The 15,730-nt window shown below is 59.6% G+C and carries 18 protein-coding genes; 8 read left to right on the top strand and 10 right to left on the bottom strand.

Annotation, left to right across the window (positions count from 1 at the left end):
- The first annotated feature begins 40 nt into the window (after positions 1 to 40).
- Both ABE485_RS00185 and ABE485_RS00180 read left to right on the top strand, forming a co-directional pair.
- Complete coding sequence (locus ABE485_RS00185) at positions 41 to 715, top strand: class I SAM-dependent DNA methyltransferase (protein WP_346512616.1); 675 nt, start codon at positions 41 to 43, stop codon at positions 713 to 715.
- A 170-nt stretch (positions 716 to 885) separates the two neighbouring features.
- The gene (locus tag ABE485_RS00180; RefSeq protein WP_346512615.1) at positions 886 to 1,077 is read left to right on the top strand and encodes a hypothetical protein; all 192 of its coding nucleotides are present in this window, start codon (positions 886 to 888) and stop codon (positions 1,075 to 1,077) included.
- A 208-nt stretch (positions 1,078 to 1,285) separates the two neighbouring features.
- On the opposite strand, the gene ABE485_RS00175 is transcribed toward ABE485_RS00180, so the two are convergent.
- The 4 genes from ABE485_RS00175 to ABE485_RS00160 all read right to left on the bottom strand — a co-directional run bounded on the left by ABE485_RS00175 (position 1,286) and on the right by ABE485_RS00160 (position 5,773).
- Positions 1,286 to 1,867, bottom strand: a complete 582-nt coding sequence (locus ABE485_RS00175; RefSeq protein ID WP_346512614.1) for a hypothetical protein — start codon at positions 1,865 to 1,867, stop codon at positions 1,286 to 1,288.
- Between the two features lie 66 nt (positions 1,868 to 1,933).
- Positions 1,934 to 3,508 (bottom strand): hypothetical protein, encoded by a 1,575-nt coding sequence (locus ABE485_RS00170; RefSeq protein WP_346512612.1) that lies wholly within the window; start codon positions 3,506 to 3,508, stop codon positions 1,934 to 1,936.
- Complete coding sequence (locus ABE485_RS00165) at positions 3,505 to 4,737, bottom strand: hypothetical protein (RefSeq protein ID WP_346512610.1); 1,233 nt, start codon at positions 4,735 to 4,737, stop codon at positions 3,505 to 3,507. Before ABE485_RS00165 ends, ABE485_RS00170 begins: the two co-directional genes overlap by 4 nt.
- A gap of 265 nt (positions 4,738 to 5,002) precedes the next feature.
- Positions 5,003 to 5,773, bottom strand: a complete 771-nt coding sequence (locus ABE485_RS00160; protein WP_346512609.1) for a TIR domain-containing protein — start codon at positions 5,771 to 5,773, stop codon at positions 5,003 to 5,005.
- Between the two features lie 657 nt (positions 5,774 to 6,430).
- Between ABE485_RS00160 and ABE485_RS00155 the strand changes: the two genes are divergently transcribed.
- Positions 6,431 to 6,763 carry a hypothetical protein gene (locus tag ABE485_RS00155; RefSeq protein ID WP_346512608.1) on the top strand — a complete coding sequence of 111 codons (333 nt, stop codon included), beginning with the start codon at positions 6,431 to 6,433 and terminating at the stop codon, positions 6,761 to 6,763.
- Positions 6,764 to 6,863: 100 nt separating this feature from the next.
- Here the strand turns inward: ABE485_RS00155 and ABE485_RS00150 are convergent, their stop codons facing one another.
- Together ABE485_RS00150 and ABE485_RS00145 are read right to left on the bottom strand one after the other, a co-directional pair.
- A complete protein-coding gene (locus tag ABE485_RS00150; protein ID WP_346512607.1) occupies positions 6,864 to 7,601 on the bottom strand; it encodes an anti-sigma factor family protein in 738 nt (245 codons plus the stop codon).
- On the bottom strand, positions 7,598 to 8,113 hold the full coding sequence (locus tag ABE485_RS00145) for a sigma-70 family RNA polymerase sigma factor (protein ID WP_346513083.1): 516 nt from the start codon (positions 8,111 to 8,113) through the stop codon (positions 7,598 to 7,600). The genes ABE485_RS00150 and ABE485_RS00145 overlap by 4 nt, the downstream gene beginning before the upstream one ends.
- A gap of 292 nt (positions 8,114 to 8,405) precedes the next feature.
- Here ABE485_RS00145 and ABE485_RS00140 point away from each other — a divergent pair, with 292 nt between their 5' ends.
- From ABE485_RS00140 to ABE485_RS00125, 4 genes are all read left to right on the top strand, one after another.
- Entirely contained in the window at positions 8,406 to 9,536 is a 1,131-nt protein-coding gene (locus ABE485_RS00140; RefSeq protein ID WP_346512606.1) for a catalase family peroxidase, read from the top strand.
- A gap of 2 nt (positions 9,537 to 9,538) precedes the next feature.
- Entirely contained in the window at positions 9,539 to 10,117 is a 579-nt protein-coding gene (locus tag ABE485_RS00135; RefSeq protein WP_430795381.1) for a cytochrome b, read from the top strand.
- Positions 10,118 to 10,258: 141 nt separating this feature from the next.
- Entirely contained in the window at positions 10,259 to 11,230 is a 972-nt protein-coding gene (locus tag ABE485_RS00130; RefSeq protein ID WP_346512603.1) for a Bug family tripartite tricarboxylate transporter substrate binding protein, read from the top strand.
- A 10-nt stretch (positions 11,231 to 11,240) separates the two neighbouring features.
- On the top strand, positions 11,241 to 12,146 hold the full coding sequence (locus tag ABE485_RS00125; protein WP_346512602.1) for an SMP-30/gluconolactonase/LRE family protein: 906 nt from the start codon (positions 11,241 to 11,243) through the stop codon (positions 12,144 to 12,146).
- Here the strand turns inward: ABE485_RS00125 and ABE485_RS00120 are convergent.
- Genes ABE485_RS00120 through ABE485_RS00110 form a run of 3 tightly spaced genes read right to left on the bottom strand, consistent with a single transcriptional unit; the run spans position 12,140 to position 13,453 of the window.
- Positions 12,140 to 12,613 carry a hypothetical protein gene (locus ABE485_RS00120; RefSeq protein ID WP_346512600.1) on the bottom strand — a complete coding sequence of 158 codons (474 nt, stop codon included), beginning with the start codon at positions 12,611 to 12,613 and terminating at the stop codon, positions 12,140 to 12,142. The two genes, ABE485_RS00125 and ABE485_RS00120, sit on opposite strands and share 7 nt — an antisense overlap.
- Before the next feature lie 27 nt (positions 12,614 to 12,640).
- The gene (locus ABE485_RS00115) at positions 12,641 to 13,063 is read right to left on the bottom strand and encodes a hypothetical protein (RefSeq protein ID WP_346512599.1); all 423 of its coding nucleotides are present in this window, start codon (positions 13,061 to 13,063) and stop codon (positions 12,641 to 12,643) included.
- Between the two features lie 15 nt (positions 13,064 to 13,078).
- Positions 13,079 to 13,453: a glutaredoxin family protein gene (locus ABE485_RS00110; RefSeq protein ID WP_346512598.1), complete on the bottom strand. Its 375-nt coding sequence runs from the start codon at positions 13,451 to 13,453 to the stop codon at positions 13,079 to 13,081.
- A 104-nt stretch (positions 13,454 to 13,557) separates the two neighbouring features.
- On the opposite strand from ABE485_RS00110, the gene ABE485_RS00105 reads away from it, so the two are divergent.
- The gene (locus ABE485_RS00105) at positions 13,558 to 14,754 is read left to right on the top strand and encodes a hypothetical protein (RefSeq protein ID WP_346512596.1); all 1,197 of its coding nucleotides are present in this window, start codon (positions 13,558 to 13,560) and stop codon (positions 14,752 to 14,754) included.
- Between the two features lie 48 nt (positions 14,755 to 14,802).
- Here ABE485_RS00105 and ABE485_RS00100 read toward each other — a convergent pair whose 3' ends face one another.
- On the bottom strand, positions 14,803 to 15,672 hold the full coding sequence (locus tag ABE485_RS00100; protein WP_346513082.1) for a LysR family transcriptional regulator: 870 nt from the start codon (positions 15,670 to 15,672) through the stop codon (positions 14,803 to 14,805).
- Between the last annotated feature and the right edge of the window lie 58 nt (positions 15,673 to 15,730).

Below are 15,730 nucleotides of genomic sequence, written 5' to 3'. Positions count from 1 at the left end.
AGGGTCTGGGATTTTTGGTCGCCGAGACGGGAGTTTGAAGATGTCCAAGTCGCCTGCTGATGACGTGGTGTCGATCTATCGGGAGCACGCCGACGCGTTTGTGAGTAAGCGTGGGACAGGGCTGATCGAGCGCGCGTGGCTGGATGCGTTTCTGGCGCTACTGCCGGGGGCGAGTCCGCGGGTGCTGGATATTGGGTGTGGGTTTGGGGTGCCGATTGCTCAGTATCTGATTGAGCGTGGGTGTCGGATTACGGGTGTGGATACGTCGGTGCCGCTATTGAATCGGGCGAAGGCGGCGTTTCCTGAGCATCAGTGGGTTGCTGGGGATATGCGCAAGATGCCGGTTGCGGGGCCGTTCGATGGGTTGATCGCTTGGCATAGCTTTTTTCATCTGTCGCCAGAGGATCAGCGGGGGATGTTTGGGGATTTCGGGCGGTTGGCTGCGCCGGGGGCGGTGTTGATGTTTACGAGCGGGCCGGGGTTGGGTGAGGCGATTGGGGAGTTTGAAGGGAGGCCGCTGTATCACGGGAGTTTGGAGGGGGCGGAGTATCGGGAGTTGTTGGGGGTGAACGGATTTCAGATTGTGCGGCATGTGGTGGAGGATGCGGGGTGCGGGGGGGCGACGGTGTGGTTGGCTAGGCGGGTTGGGGATAAGCGTGATCTGCTGGCAACGTTGCGAGGTCTGGATCTAAATCAAATAACGCGCGCATCATAAGCGGATGAATTGAGCGGGCAGCGCTGTTACGTCGTCTGATATTGGGTCTACCAGTTTTATTAATGAAGAGTGGCTCGCCACAATGAGCGGCTCATCGCCTAGGATATGAACAGTTTATTTCCTAGCTAAGAAGGTCTTTGCGAGCAGGGGCGAACGCGAGAGGAGGCTCGATGAAGAAGACTCGGGATTTGTATGCCGAGATCGTGGAAGGTTTTGCTGCAATCTCGGAAGCTCGGGACGGCAACCTGACTCTGCGCACTACGCACGTCTTAATTCCCGGGTCGGGGAAAACAGGGCTTCAGGTTGGCGAATCCAAACCTGCGAATGGCATGCTGGTCCCGCCCGCACAACGCGTTTCCTGATACGGAGGATGTCGCCTGGATAGTGGCCGTGGGAATAGACATTCCTTAGCCGTCGAAGCGATCCGTCAGAGTAAGCTTTCCTCAAGATCCGACGCCGGCTCGCCTTCCGAGAATAAGTAATGTATTAGTCCGTGAAGGCGGCCGCATTGTTTCTTTAGCACCGAGCGAAGTTGTTATTCCGGCGTGGATAGTTGAAAACTTGCTGTTCTCAAAAACAATCTTGTCCAAGATCTCGCTGAGTGGCGTGCTCCAGAAATGTTTTTATACTCGCGTCGATTGTGGAATCACTCAAAACGGAGAATACCTTGTCCTTCAAAAGGAGAAGGTCGCGATCCTGAATTCTCAAACGTCGCGTCGCGAGGGCAAACGCAAACTCCAGCGCGGCTTCACCCTGCGGTTTGTCGCGAGAAAGCAGTATCTTGGTTAGAAAATCACGCATAAAACCACTTTCTTCATGATTGCAGGAGTAGTCCAGCTCGGAAGGCAGTGCTTGTCTGAGCAACGCAGCTTGGACAATTCCATCATTGAATCTATTGAAGTTTTGAGGATCCAATAAGACTTGCTGAAACGTATCAGAACTTAGACGGTGATTCTCTGGGAGTGGAACAGAATTTCTTGGTCGCTCAATCAGCGACGCGTCAGTGCGCGCGCGCTCTAATATTGCGCCGATTGTGGCGAGAACGAGCGGGGCGTGTTGAGATCCGGGCTCGTAGCCCTCGGGCCAAAAAAGGAAGTCCTTTCTTAGCTGTAATGCTTCGCCTTCAGGAGCAGTCGGGAAAAACGAACCCATGCTCAAGCCAACGTTTACATGACGGCTATGGCGGTGCAGGAGCAACGGCCGAAGCCTCTCATCTCTTTACAGGTTCCGCTCTTGTTCTAGGGATAGCCGGAGGCCGGACCCGGTGGCTAATCTTTGCCACGCCAAGAATCGATTAGTACGATCTTTAGTGTTCTCTAAATTGGTTTTCAGAAAGTGTTGCTCCCGCGCAGTCTCACATATTTGCATTCCGACAATGTAGACCTTGCTCCCTATGTGGTACGGACGCAGGTCTCTCGAAATCCCGAGTATGGTGTGGCCCTGGCCTACTACGGCAGCAACAATTAGAAGCGCACGTTCTTTGTCTAAGTCTTTTAGCTTGGACTCAGATTCAGAGCTGCTATATACACCCCAGTCCAAGGAAACTGAGAATTCTTTCAGCAGGTTGTGGCATTGCTTTGCTAGCAGCTCGCTCGAGGGGTCGTCCTGATAGATAATTCCCTGAATCGAGGCGGGAACGTTCGCGCGGACCTGTTTTTTAAGCCAAATCTGAAAATTCTCTAGATTTACCAGTTGGCGACCATCTGCATGCAATGTTCGTTGTTTACCTTTAGAAGTATTAACGTCTACGTCCAAAAAATCCATACCCCAAAAAGAGGAACTTATTTCTTGTGCTTCCTTTGATGGATGAAAATCTCTCGTCAACGTCACTTTTTTAGGAAGAATCTGCTCTTGTTGAAAACGTTCCCCTAAGGTCCGCATTCCTTTTGTGCCTTGCGATAGAAGGTTGCTGTGCTCAGCCCAATTCTTCGGACGTTCGAGTTGGAAGAGCGCCTTGTCGCCATCCTTTGTGTCCGTGAACGTGAGGAGCGTGACAACTTCGTTATCAGCGCAGTTTGTCTTTTCCTTCCAGCGTTTTTCGAGCGACATCGAAGACGAGGCGGAGATGATGCAGTAGGCAGTACCTGGGATCGGTGCTGATATTTCCTGAAGACCGGTGTGCGAGTGAAAACTCACAATTCTTGGAGTCACTGACTTCTGGCTTGTGGAATGCCTCATTTCGCGCAAAGCATACGCCAGGCTGGAAATTCCCATCGTGTCAATGTAGATAACCTTGAGATTATCTTTCCTGCCCATCTTGACTAAGAGGGCCAAGGCGACGAAATCAACAATTTCACTCTGAGAAAGTGCTTCTTCCGCTCTTATAAAATGCGTCGAGGCATCGCCCGATGGTTTTTGGAAATGGTATCCAGGCGGAGCCGGTAGTACGAGTCGTTCTGATTTGAAAGCCTGAGTTAGGCCTGCTTTTACGATATCAGAAAGAATGCCTTCATCACCAAGTATTGAAATTACGAAATCTGAACGAGGGTTTTCGCTGACCGTTGTTACGATCAGCGATTTGTAATCACGTTGGAGCAGGGCCAAATAGACGCCCGTTTTTCCGGCCAAGCGGCGAAGCGAGGCAGTAAAGTTGTCGTCGAGAATTACTGACTTGAGCTCGGTGCTGTTGTCGGACAAGCTTAATATTATTATCCCATCAGGATAAAGCACGGCTTGTGCAGCAGATTTTATGACTTCCTCGAAGTAGGGGGTTGGTGTATTCCCTGGACCTTTAAAGACGACTAGGAATTCGCCCCCCTTGTGGTTCCAAGGAAATGTGAATAGAGAGTTCATGCAACTCTCCTATTCAAAGGTACGACGATCGTATACGTTGTACCGGGCAGATAGGGCTGCTCTTTTTGATCAGGATGCCAGTGTTCGGGGCTGAAGACTTCTTCCGACTTACTTAGGAAGTCCTGATACAAAAATGTTCTGCCTGTTCGCAGAACCATGAATGCGCCAAGTTTCTTGAGCGCTAGGATAGAGTTTGCAAGGCCTTGCCCGACACCATCCATGGTTTTGGTAGTGCTTCCAATGGCAAAGCACTCGCTCACAAGTTTCAGCTCCTCATCAAAATCAAGCGTCGCTTGAAGTTTTTCTTTTCTTTTTGCCCAGTTCCTCGCAAGGCCGGGTCCAGTGTCATAAATAGTGAATTCAAGAAAACGTGTCGAGATCTTTGATTTTGTGTTGGCGGCAAGTGGTTTAGAGTAGCCAGCTTTTGCTTTCTCGACTCTTTCACGATTCATCTCGGGGGAAGGGCGTCGCTGCTCTTGTTGCAGAGTGGCTTTCGTCATATAGCGATGCACATGAGCATTGATATGGGATTCTCTTCGGTCTTCCCTAAATTCGATGGTTCGCGCAATAATTCCTCGCACGTTCCCTTCCGGATAGATGTTTCCAGCTTCATCAGTTCGGGCATGATCATGCGTATTGGAGAATAGTTCGAACACAATAGATGAGATAAATCTTAGACTGGCTGGCGGCAGCCGGTTTAGAGCTGCTGGTTCGAATGCCCCGATGATGTTATTCACCAGATCGACAAATTCGCTCGAGTCTCTTAAAGAACGAGCATCACCTCTGCCATAAAATGGCGTTAGATATTCGTTGGTGGAGCCATGGTAGCAGCACAAATGCACTCCGCGAGCGCCGCTCGTTGCGCGGTAGTCGTGCGTTTGCATCGCTCGAATCACTGGAATTAAGTATCTTCTCGCTCGGTCTGAACCTATTTCGAATCCGTGGGCTCCCGTCACTTGCTGGGCAAAATATATCGCAGCGCTTCCATGCGGTTCCTGTGCTAGGTTGGTGAGCATTTCTTCGACGGGTTCGCCTGCCACCTGTAGCACTCGACAGTCGTTATATCGGGACCACGCAGCTAGCAGTTGGATGAAGCAGCCGACGACGGCGAATCCTGACCCCGGCGGGATTTTGGCAGGAATTTGGATAGAACTGGCTTCCGAACTATTTAGCTTTTCTATCTTTTGAGAGATGAAATCCAGGTTGATGTCGCGAGGAAATCTGAGCATCTTCGTCTCGTGTTACTAGTGAAGTGAGAGGCCAGGGATCGGTCTGCGTCAATTAGGCAATGCTTGGCGAGGGGCATTTCATAGGGCAGAGTCGTTCGGCGAGGATCGAACCAACAGCTGACCGGGCGGTATGTGCGGGACAAGTGTGGGACGTGTATTTCGAGCCGTCCGGACGAGATACGATGTCGTCGATTAACACAAGGTGGACTCACACGTTTTAGACATGACGCCACTCCCCACCCGATTGAAAGAGGTTTATTGGGCGTTATGAGGATGCCTTCGTGATGTTGCTTGGATCTAGCTTGAAGCCTGCACTTGTTAGCCGATCAACGAGTCTCGGTACGGTTTCTTTGACATGATCATTGAACGCAAGATAAAGAATTCCCTGAGCGTCCGATGGGACATCAACGTGCCCTTTCTTGAGAATTGCCACATTTCTTCTTCCAATAGAGGAAAGCAGCATTCCCATTTCAAGTACTACGTTCTGTCGCGCCCTTGGCTGAGATTTATCTGCTCCATCTGACTTTGAATAGCCAAAGTCGTCGGGAGTCAGCAGCACGATTCCAAATTTCACCTCGGCCGAGTTCGGTCCGATTTCCTGTTCAAGCGCTTCGATGATTGTGAGGCCCGACCCTCCAGTGTTCTGAAGCACAAACGGATCAAGGCCGAGCTTGTGAAGAATGAGCTCGAGCTGTTCTCTCGATGTTTGATCGTGTCCATGAACAACAAACACTTTGCCCTTGGCTTCAACCGTGGCGGGTTTAACTTCGGCGGGCTTCGCGTATCCCGGAGCCGCTGATGCGACCCCGGTCGGAACCCCCGGAGAAATAAGGGTGGTCTCCAATAGTTGCTTGCACCTTTCGGCTGCGACCTTGTCGCCTTGATATGTAAGCGTGCCAGTGCTGGAATACCAACTAACCACTGCACCATCCCGCGTCCTGAACTGCATGGCCGAGCCCGATTCCGAGACGTCAACTGAATATCCGATTGCCTCAAATGCGGCGATTAAGTCTTCCTTCGAACCTTTGAATTTCAAGTCGATCTCCCGATTAAACGGCGATTGCGCAAGTTATGTAACGTAATTTAAACCATGCTTAGCCGCAAGGAGTATGTGGCGTTTCCGCGCAAAATTAACTTCGGAACGATGCCGTGGAGGCTTTTCGGCGTATCTCCGCAGCATGCTCCGCATGCGGCCGCCACACCATAGTCAGCTCGCCATGTGCATTTCTGCGGGCACGCGAGGCAATAGGATGTTCGTCGAGTGTAGACCCCTCTTCCAACAGTATTTGAAGACTGAAGCGAGGGTCGTTTGATGCTTGCTTAGATCATCAGATGGTGTTGTTGAAGGGGTTGAAGGACCGCTCTAAGCCGCAGCCTGCATTCGAGATGGGCTTTGTATCTGGCTAAAACCGTCATCCTCGACAATTCCGGCGACCGCCTCTGTCGTACACTTCCACCACTACCGAAGCACCGGTAGCCCGGTTTGGAAGCCGGCAATGTCTTTGGCGGACCTGCCGCCGCTCTGGCGGCATTTTCACGTCCGTACGCCTCTGCACGTCCTTATGGGCGGGCCTTGGCGAGGGTGCGTTCGCGCACGCCGGTTTCCAAAGACGCCGGTCTTCCAACCTTGCCTCGTGCCCGCCCACCCCATTTGGAAGTGGGGCGCGGGCTTCAATAGTCTTTGGAGCCTGTCATGAAATCGAATCCCCTCACCGATAACCCTTGGTCGGTCGAGACCAATCCCGAGTACGGGTTGATTCCCCTATCGCACCTCTACGACATCGATCGCGCCCGCTACGCCATCGCGTCAATAGCTCGCCTTGTCGGCAATAGCGCGTCCGAACCCGACGCAACCGGCGCGCAGCCGCTGGACGCATGGACCGTGGCCGCGTTGATGGGCGGCGTGGAAGGGTTGTGTGACCACATGGGCGTCATGACAGAGGCCATGCTTGAAACGGCACGAGCGTGCGCACAAGACGCCGATTTCGCCGATCCCACGCACGACGCGCCCGCGTCAATTCAATAAGCGCAAAAAAGGCTCGGGCCTGCCGCGATGTGCGACAGGCCCGAGCCTTTCGATTTCGGCGATCACGTACCGGAGCCCCGGGGCCTTGAATACCTGCGCGTCACGACTCACCCATTTGCGCTGTCTGACCGCCCGCATCCCCCGCCGTCACCAACGCATAGTTGTACCCCTGCCCCGACCAATACCGCGCGAGCAGCTCCCCATCCCTCCGGCTCCCTTGCGCCAGAAACTGCCCACCCGGCCCAGGCGGCCGGATATAAAACGTAGCGCGCTGCCCCGCGTTCTCATAAATAACAAGCGCCGCAGGCCCCTGATCGGTAGCCAACAAACGCGCAGCAACAGGCCTAAACCCGCTATCGCTCAAATTAGGCAACCGCTCGGCATGCGCAAAATACGCATCCAACCACCCCTGCAAATCCCCAGCATCGGCCCGCACATCCGGCTGCGGCGCATCCGCAGACGCAAACAGCCGATAAGCCTGCATCGCATCCTGCATCGGCAGCACCCGGTTGGCCAACGCCGTATCGCGAGCACTCCAGCCCGTGACGCCGCCAATCGCCACTGCCACAACCAGACTAGCCGCCATCACCATACGCCGCCGCGTGCGAACTCGCAGCCCCGCGCGCACCGCAGCAGGATCCAACGCAGGGTTACCCGGCAAACTATCCCCGCCAGCCCCTTCCCGAAGCCGCTGCGCATCCCGACGCCACGCCTCCAGCTCCTGCGCCTCATCAGGATGCGCCCGCAAATACGCTTGCAGCTCCTGCAATTGCGACGGATCCAACTGGCCATCCACATACGCGTTACGCGTCAGATCATCGATAGAGCGTTCTTTCATTTCAATATCCTCAGACGAGCCTCGCCAGCCTGCCCCTCATGCAATTCACGCAAGGCACTCCGCGCGCGGGACAGGCGCGACATGACGGTGCCCAGCGGCACGTCTAATACATCGGCGACGGCCTTGTAGCTCATGCCTTCCACGCTGACGAGCCACAGCAGCGTGCGCTGGGCCTCGGGCAGGCGTTCGAAGACATCCAGGGAAGATCGCGCGATGACCTCGCGCTCGGCCGACGGCGCGGCGGCGTCGGACCCGGCAAACCATGACAGCAGCCGCGCATAGCGGCGCGAGCGGCGTTGGGAGTCCAGGAATTGGCGGTACAGGATAGTGAAGAGCCACGCGCGCACGTCGCCTTGCGGACGGCGGCCGCGCCAGCGGGTGAGCGCTCTTTCCAAGGTGGATTGCACCAGGTCGTCGGCCGCGACCGCATCGCGCGTAAGGCGCAGCGCAAAACGCCGCAGGCGCGGCAGTAGTTGGCGCAGCACGGCGTCGGAGAGTTCTTCGGATGGCATCTCGTCGTGGGGGGATGCCGGCGCGTCGGGCGGCACGCGGACCGGTTGAATCATGGCGGGTTCCTGGGACAGGCCTGCGCAACCAGCTTACAGGTCAATGCAGTAAGACGCCGCTCTGGCGGGTTTATTCCATCGCGGAATAACTTTTTTTGCACGGCGTCCTACAGGGGTATTCATCGCCCCATGGGCAAGGAGCCTTATGCAACAAGGATCTGACCGCAACGGCCCGCCGCCGGGTCAAAAGCCACCGGGAAGCCAGCCGCCGGGCCGCCTGCCGCCGAATCGCCAATCGATGGGTGCAGGGCAAGCAGGTGGCCAGCCCTCGGAAGACCGGCCCCAGAAGCCCCGGCCGCTCACTACCCCCCAAACCCTCCTTCGCCTAACCGCAATCGGCGCCATCGTGCTGGCCTCCGGCGCCGCGTTCGCCTACGTCGGCGGCTGGCTCGACCCTCAGCGCCTGACCCCAGACCGCGTGGTGAACGCCCTGGAAGCCAACAGCGGCGTCCACGAGGGCTTTCGCCGCAATCACGCCAAAGGCGTCTGTGTGATCGGCCGCTTTGAAAGCAGCGGCGCTGCACACGAGTTATCCACCGCTGCGGTGTTCGCCTCGGGCAGCACGCCGGTGATCGGCCGATTGGCGCTGCCCGGCGGCAACCCTTACGCGTCGGACTCCAGCGTCCCGATCCGCAGCTTTGCCTTGATGTTCACGTCGGCCAATGGCGAACAGTGGCGAACCGGCATGAACAGCATGCCGGTGTTTCCGCTGTCGACCCCGCAGGCGTTCTACGATCAGCAGCTGGCCGGTCGCCCCGACCCCAAGACGGGCAAGCCCGATCCGCAGCGCATGCAGGCGTTTTTCGCGGCACATCCGGAAACGGGCGCATTCCGCGCGTGGGCCAAGACCGCCAAGCCGTCGGCCAGCTACGCGACCGAAGACTATTACGGCCTGAACGCGTTCTACCTGATCGATGGGAACGGAAAGCGGCAGCCGGTGCGCTGGCAGTTGGCGCCGTTGGACGCGGCGGCGGCCCCTGTGGCGCAGCCGGGACACGATGCCGACTATCTGCAAACCGATCTGCAACAGCGCCTGACGCAAGGGCCGTTGCGCTGGCGCCTGCTACTCACGCTGGGCCAGCCCGGTGACTCCACCAGCGACGCAACCCGCCAGTGGCCGGCGGACCGGCCGACCATCGACGCCGGCACCGTGGTGATAACCAGCAGCGCACCGCAAAGCGACGGCTCTTGCCGCGACGTGAACTACGACCCGACCGTGTTGCCGCAAGGCATCGCCGTGTCCGACGATCCGCTGCTGGCGGCGCGTTCCGCGGCCTACGCGGCCTCTTATGAACGCCGCACGGGCGAAGGGCCGCCTAAATCCGCCGCTGTGTCATCCCATTCGACCCAACCGGAGCGCGCGCAATGAACATGCAACCTAATCAAACCCGCCGCCCGCCCGCCACGTTCAGCCTATTCGCACGCGTGCTGCATTGGTCGATGGCGACTGGCATACTCGCGATGTTGTTCATCGGCGTGGGCATGGTGGCGTCGGTGTCCGAGCGGCATCAGTGGCTGGTGCAGATTCATAAGCCGTTGGGCCTGGCGCTGCTGGCGCTGGTGTGCATTCGGCTGGCCAGGCGCCTGTTCAAGGGCGCGCCCGCTTTGCCGGCTGATCTGCCGGCCTGGCAACGCCACGCGGCGCTGGCCTCTCATGTCCTGCTGTATGCGCTGATGTTCGCGATGCCGCTGATCGGCTGGGCGATGCTGTCGGCGGGCGGCTATCCGGTCGTGGCGGCCGGTTGGCAATTACCGCCGATCGCGGCTGCCGACGCGGCGCTGTTCAGTTGGCTGCGTGGCGCGCATCGCTATCTGGCGTTCCTGCTGTTCGCGACGGTGCTGCTGCATCTGGCCGCGGCCTTGTTCCACGGCTGGATACGCCGCGACGGCGTGCTGGAATCGATGACGCGCGGTCGTCCGAAGCCTGTCGGGAATCTTCCGCAAGCGTGATCCCCGCAGCGGATTATCAATATGTGGAATCTGCGTTGCGCAACGCCTTGGCGGCCGGATAGCGGCCGCTTAAGGTGAAGCTGCGACGTGACCAAGTCCCGGTCCGTACGGAATTACAACAATGATTCTGAGGAGACCGAGATGCGACTGGCAGCACGCTTGGCAGTATTGGGCGTTATCGCCCTGACGTGGGGAGTGGGCCATGCGGAGCAACCGCAATGGCCCACGCGGCCCGTACGCTGGATCGTGCCGTTCGGTGCGGGAGGCACCGCTGACGCGGCGGCGCGACATATCAGCCAGAAGCTGACCGAGCGCTGGGGCCAGCAGGTGGTGGTGGAAAACAAACCTGGCGCGAACACGACCATTGCCGCGTCGGAAGTGGCGCGCGCGGCGCCTGACGGCTACACGCTTTTTCAGCCGCTGAGCTCCACGCTTACCGTCAATCCCTTTGTCTTCGCGAAGCTTTCCTACGATCCGCTCAAGGACTTTACGCCGATCGGCCTGATGGCGGTGGCGCCGATGCTGATCGTGGCGAACGACACCTTGCCGGCCAAGACGCTGGTCGACTACGTTGCGCTGGCGAAGCAGTCGCCGAACACGCTGACGCTGGGCGGGGGCGATATCAGCATGCAGCTCATCGCCGGACAGTTCGTGAAGTCCGCGGGCATAGAGCTTCGTTATGTGCCCTACAAGTCGGGTCCGGACGTGATGCGCGGCCTGTTGTCGGGCGAGATCCAGACGGGCCTGGATGGCTACCCTGCCTATCCTTCGTTTTTCAAGACGGGCAAGCTGCGTGCGTTGGGCGTTGCCAGCCCGGTGCGTCTGGCGGCGCTGCCGGATGTGCCCACGCTCAGCGAAGCGGGTTTCAAGAATTCGGGTTCCCCGGTGTGGCACGGCGTGATGGCGCCCCGTGGGCTGCCCGTCGCGCTGCAGGAGAAGATCAGCGCGGATCTGAAGGCTGTGCTGGAGTTGCCCGATTTGCGCGCGCGCTTGCAGGAGCTTGGACTGGAGCCCGCTTGGATGTCGAAGGATGATTTCGTTGCGTTGATCCAGCGCGACACGCAGGCGATGGAACCGCTGATCAAAGAACTCGGCATCCGGGTCACGAACTAGGGAGACAGGCATGTACGAAGCACCGCCGCGCAGGAAGTTGGAAATCTACGCCTCGATCCCGCAGCGCTTTCACGTGACGAACCGGCGCTCGGTCTGGAGCGAGGTGCAGCACGGGGGGCAGGATCCGGTCTTCCTGGAAGGGCCGTCGTTCGATGCAGCCGGGAATCTGTGGGTTGTGGATATCCCGTGGGGCAGGCTTTTCAAGATCGACGCGCGTGGGCAAGTCAGTTGCGAGCTGGAGTACGACGGCGAGCCCAACGGGATGGTGTTTCATCCGGATGGCTACGCCATCATCGCCGACAACAAGAACGGCCTGATGCGCTTTGATCCGGCCACGGGCGCGATCGCGCCCTTGCTTGAACGCGCGCTGGTCCAGCGGTTCAAGGGCCCCAACGATCTGGTCCTGGCGTCCAATGGGGATCTGTACTTCACCGACCAGGGGCAGACGGGATTGCACGACCCGACGGGTCGCCTGTATCGGTTGACGGCGGCGGGACAGCTTGATTGCCTGCTGTCGAATGTGCCCAGTCCGAACGGTCTTGTGTTGGGTCTGAAGGAAGACGTCGTCTATCTTGCCGTCACGCGCGCGAACGCCGTCTGGCGTGTGCCGCTGGTCAAGCAGCACGGGCTTGTCACCAAGGTGGGCACGTACATTCAGCTGTCGGGAGGCAGCGGCCCGGATGGCATGGCGCTGGACGAAAAGGGCGGACTCGCCGTCTGCCATGTCGGAGCAGGGATTGTGTGGATCTTCGACGAGATCGGGCAGCCGTTACTGCGCCTGGATGCCCCGTCAGGCTTGAAGACGACCAATTGCGCCTATGGCGGCCCGGATGGAAAGCAGCTGTACGTGACTTCGGGCGCGGATGTCCTGGTCGCCCACGTCGACCGTGCCGGGGCGCGGCTTGCGCTTCAATAGCGCCCCGCCGGCAGGACGTCATCCAGCCAGGCCTTGGGATCGGGCCTGGCCGTCAGCATGTGTCGCACCCACGCGTCGCGCTCGTGCGCCGTCACCACCAGTTCCCACACGCACGCCAGCGCGGGCTGCGTCACAGGCGTGAAGGTATCCGGCCGCGCAAGCGGTGCGGACAGCATGCGCTGGCACACAATGCCGCCGGTGATCCACCAGTCCAGCAACAGCCAGATGGCCTCGTCGCCGACGTGCACGATGCAGAAGCCCAACCCGTGGCAGCGTTCGTTGGCGGCCTCGCCTTCAAGCACCGCGCACGCCGCGGCGCGCGCGGACGCGACGACCGCGTCTGACAGCATGGGGCCCGCCAGGTCCGGATCGCGATGGATGCCGTAGACCTTGATCGCGTGACCGGCTACGCGCCAGGTGTCGAGGGGAGCGATGCGCCGTGCAAGGTAGGGTTCAGGCTGCTTCATGGGAAAGTGATCAACGATTGGGGGACGTCAGTGTGGGGTCCAGTTCAGCCCGTCCTTTGACCGATACTCGGGCCGACCCGTGCAGCATCCGCCGGCCCCGAACGCCTGCCGTCCGATGAACGCCGTCACGTAGCCTTTGCCCTCGGTAAGCGTCTGGCGCAGGCATGAGGTCGGCAGCGGATAAGGCTCGCCTTCCAGCACCAGCGTCCAGCTCACGTTTTCGCCTTCGGCATCATCGACCCGATAGACCTTGCAGTTGTGGACAAGCAGGTGGATAGGCTTTCCCGCCAGCATGCCTTTGAACTGCTGTTCCGGCGGCGTGTCGCGCGTGGCGATGGTTTCTGCGGTGAGCGTCGATCCGGCCGGTGGCGGGGGAAGCGCGGGATCGCAGCCCGCCAGCAGGCTGCCGGCGCATAGCGCCAGCGTCAGGCGCAGGGCAGCATGCGTCATGTCCGCACGGCTCCGTCAGGCGACGTTGGCGAAGCGCTGTTCCAGGTACGCGATGATGTCGCTGGACTCATACATCCATCGCGTGCCGCCCGCCTCCTCGATGCGCAGACACGGCACCTTCACCTTGCCGCCGCCCGACTGCAACGCGGCGCGCGCTTCGGGGTCGTCCTTGGCGTCCTTCAACGCGATCGGCACGTTGAGCCGGTGCATGGCGCGACGCGTCTTCACGCAGAAGGGGCAGGCCTGGAATTGATACAGCGAGAGCGCGGCCGCATCGGCGTTGACGGCGGCCTGGCCTTGCGGCGAGCGCTTCTGCGGACGCGGACGGGTCAGTGCGTCGCCCAGGACAATGATTTGACCCAGGCCGACACGCAGGGCTTTGACGAGCATGGATGGGGACTCGGAAGGTTGAGAGAGGCTGCCAGTCTACCTTGTGCGGCGGCACCGGCGCTTGCGGGGCGCGATTGGGAAGCGGATGCGGTTTGGCGCGTGGCATGAACGCGCGTCGCGATATCATGCCCTGGCGTCCTCGCCGCTTTCCCGCTCGCACGTTCAGCCGGATGGGCGGCGGGCGCCGATTTGCTCAACACCTGAATTCAACATCTGAACTCATAAAGGAACGAAGACCGATGACGCTGTCTCGCCGCGTGCTTGCCCTTGTATGCGTGTCTGCCCTGTCCGCTCCGGTTGCCGCCTGGGCGCAGTCGACAAACGAAGGAAAGCTAGAGGCCGAGGCGGCAGCCATGCGGGACCGGCATCGCGGGACCACCGACAAGTTGCTCGGTGAAGCCCTCCAGGATATGGCGCTGGTGGTGATCCCGACCGTCAATTTCGATGCGCAGCCGGGGCGAAACTTCGATGATGCGGCCACGCGGGATCAATTTACCCGCCAGACCAGCACGCTCCTGCATTGGCAACACAAGACCGAGAAGGGATTCGCGATCACCGTGGGGCAAGGCAAGCACAAGTTTGATTTCTCAGATACAGGCCCGCTGTTCCAGACGACGCGCGGCGCGCTCGCGTATCAGGTCATTCCGGTGTGGCCCGGAGAATACCGGCTCAATCGCATCACCTATCACCAACCCCGGACGGCGTTGCCGGATTCGACGGCGCGCGCGAAGTCGATGGATTATCTGAAGGATCTCGGCATGGCGACGCTGACCGAGACGTCGGATATCGACTTCAAGAAGGAAGGGCCCTGGACACCGCTTTCGCCCAGCGAGGATGGGCTGGGCTCGGGCTGCGAGGTCACGTTGCGCTTTGGGGACGGTTGCAATGAGGCAGCGCGGGAGTATCGCTGGGTGGAGGGGGCCAGGCGCGCCTTCCACAATCGCGAGGCAGAGATGTTGCCGGTTACGGGCGTTGACACTGAGCTGCTCTTTACGCCGTTGGCCACGATCACGCTGAAAGCGGGCGACGTGGTCCTGATGGACGGGTTCAAGTTGCCGGACGACCAGCCCAGGATGGCCAAGGACTCGTGCGGGGTGTTGGCCCGGGAATGGGTGTGTGTGGTGGAATCGATGACATTGGAGCGCCTGCCCGCCAGCCTTGAAGATTTTCGGAAGGCGCGTAGCGCTGCCAGTTTCCAGCTGCCGAAGCTGGACGCCGCGCTGCAGGATCTGGTCTATCGGGAACCCAAGTACTACTTCGAACCGGCGGCCGGGGCGCCGAATCGGTTCGACATGAAGTAGGGATTTGGCGCGGAAACGGATAAGGGGCTGTGCGCGCCCGCACCCGCTTCAGCCGCCATCCACCAGCCTCAACGTGTTGACCAGCAACGCATGCAGGCTGTCCACCGCCTTCGACCCCCGCGAGCCCTTGCTTCGATAGACCGCCACCTGCATGGGCTCCAGCGGCCCAAGGCCGTGTTGGCTGCCCAGGATCTGCAAGTGTGGCGGCACGCTGCATTGCGTCAGGACCGCGACCGCCAGGCCGCTTTCGACCGCGGCGATCTGCCCGGCAAGGCTTGAACTGTTGTACACGAGCCGGTGCTTGCGCCCCTGCAGCGCCAGCGCGTTCAGGGCGCTGCGCCGCGCAAGGCTGGATTCTTCGTACATGGCGATGGGCAAGGGGTCGCGGCGCCACAGCGCGAATTCTTCTGAGCCGATCCAGACCATGGGCTCGTGGAACAGCAGGGTGCCGCGGCGCGCGTGGTCGCGCGACACCAGCGCCAGGTCCAGGTCGCCCGACGCCACGCGCGGGATCAGCGACGTCGACTGTTCGCAGCTCAGGACGATCTCCACGCCGGTATGGCGCGGCGCAAAGCGCTTGAGCACGGGCGTCAGGTACTTCGCCGCGTAGTCGTCGGGAACGCCCAGGCGCACCACGCCGTGCAGTTCTTCTCCGCCCAGCGCGACGTGCGCCTCGGCCTGCAGGTCGAGGATGCGGCGGGCGTAGCCCAGCAGCTTCTGCCCTTCCACGGTGAGTTCGAGCGTGCGGGTGTCGCGCTCGATCAGCCTGTGGCCCAGCGCCGCTTCGAGTTTCTTGAGCTGCATGCTGACGGCCGACTGGGATCGGTGCACCTCGCCAGCCGCGCGCGACAGGGATCCCGCGTCGATCACGGCAACAAAGGACCGCAGCCAGTCCATCTGGAGATCGCGCGGCGACAGGCTCATGGTGTTTCGATTTTCGAATGGAAGATAGAAGAATTATGCGCTTTTCGCCGGC

The organism is Achromobacter spanius, from assembly GCF_039673305.1.
Taxonomy (GTDB): domain Bacteria; phylum Pseudomonadota; class Gammaproteobacteria; order Burkholderiales; family Burkholderiaceae_B; genus Achromobacter; species Achromobacter spanius_F.
The sequence above is the reverse complement of the archived record's forward strand: the minus strand, read 5'-3'. Positions and strand labels throughout refer to the sequence as shown.

Bases quoted from the DNA above. Each gene is read 5' to 3' on its own strand.
- ABE485_RS00185 (WP_346512616.1), top strand. From the start codon at position 41: ATGTCCAAGTCGCCTGCTGATGACGTGGTGTCGATCTATCGGGAGCAC.
- ABE485_RS00180 (WP_346512615.1), top strand. From the start codon at position 886: ATGAAGAAGACTCGGGATTTGTATGCCGAGATCGTGGAAGGTTTTGCT.
- ABE485_RS00175 (WP_346512614.1), bottom strand. From the start codon at position 1,867: ATGGGTTCGTTTTTCCCGACTGCTCCTGAAGGCGAAGCATTACAGCTA.
- ABE485_RS00170 (WP_346512612.1), bottom strand. From the start codon at position 3,508: ATGAACTCTCTATTCACATTTCCTTGGAACCACAAGGGGGGCGAATTC.
- ABE485_RS00165 (WP_346512610.1), bottom strand. From the start codon at position 4,737: ATGCTCAGATTTCCTCGCGACATCAACCTGGATTTCATCTCTCAAAAG.
- ABE485_RS00155 (WP_346512608.1), top strand. From the start codon at position 6,431: ATGAAATCGAATCCCCTCACCGATAACCCTTGGTCGGTCGAGACCAAT.
- ABE485_RS00150 (WP_346512607.1), bottom strand. From the start codon at position 7,601: ATGAAAGAACGCTCTATCGATGATCTGACGCGTAACGCGTATGTGGAT.
- ABE485_RS00145 (WP_346513083.1), bottom strand. From the start codon at position 8,113: ATGCCATCCGAAGAACTCTCCGACGCCGTGCTGCGCCAACTACTGCCG.
- ABE485_RS00140 (WP_346512606.1), top strand. From the start codon at position 8,406: ATGGGTGCAGGGCAAGCAGGTGGCCAGCCCTCGGAAGACCGGCCCCAG.
- ABE485_RS00135 (WP_430795381.1), top strand. From the start codon at position 9,539: ATGCAACCTAATCAAACCCGCCGCCCGCCCGCCACGTTCAGCCTATTC.
- ABE485_RS00130 (WP_346512603.1), top strand. From the start codon at position 10,259: ATGCGACTGGCAGCACGCTTGGCAGTATTGGGCGTTATCGCCCTGACG.
- ABE485_RS00125 (WP_346512602.1), top strand. From the start codon at position 11,241: ATGTACGAAGCACCGCCGCGCAGGAAGTTGGAAATCTACGCCTCGATC.
- ABE485_RS00120 (WP_346512600.1), bottom strand. From the start codon at position 12,613: ATGAAGCAGCCTGAACCCTACCTTGCACGGCGCATCGCTCCCCTCGAC.
- ABE485_RS00115 (WP_346512599.1), bottom strand. From the start codon at position 13,063: ATGACGCATGCTGCCCTGCGCCTGACGCTGGCGCTATGCGCCGGCAGC.
- ABE485_RS00110 (WP_346512598.1), bottom strand. From the start codon at position 13,453: ATGCTCGTCAAAGCCCTGCGTGTCGGCCTGGGTCAAATCATTGTCCTG.
- ABE485_RS00105 (WP_346512596.1), top strand. From the start codon at position 13,558: ATGAACGCGCGTCGCGATATCATGCCCTGGCGTCCTCGCCGCTTTCCC.